The sequence below is a fragment of the Citrobacter sp. wls714 genome, from assembly GCF_005281025.1.
GTDB lineage: Bacteria > Pseudomonadota > Gammaproteobacteria > Enterobacterales > Enterobacteriaceae > Citrobacter > Citrobacter werkmanii.
This window is the reverse complement of sequence record NZ_SZWZ01000019.1, coordinates 1-265: the sequence shown is the minus strand read 5'-3', so window position 1 is coordinate 265 and position 265 is coordinate 1. Positions and strand designations below refer to the sequence as shown.

Sequence of the window (265 nt, the reverse complement as noted above, 5' to 3'; positions counted from 1 at the left end):
TGCTGCCAGTTCTGCTTGTCGTAATTCAGGCCGCGAAGCGCCTCAGCACTCTGAGCCACCAGCGCGGCGGTAACCATATTAAGAGCTACACGCGGGACGGCAGACCAGGCTGCACCTGACTGCGTTGGCCCGGTGAAATTACTCACCAGCGTTGCTGATGTGTTGCTGTTAACGGTCTTAACCGGGAGGGTGTAAGGAATGCCGCCAACAGTAGCGACAATAAAATCACCGGCTATCAGTTCTGTAGTAAATGCAGTTCCGCTGC

General features: G+C 55.1%; 1 pseudogene. It reads right to left on the bottom strand.

Annotation, left to right across the window (positions count from 1 at the left end):
• Positions 1 to 265, bottom strand: a pseudogene (locus tag FDX11_RS01640) (phage tail protein); the annotation flags it as partial.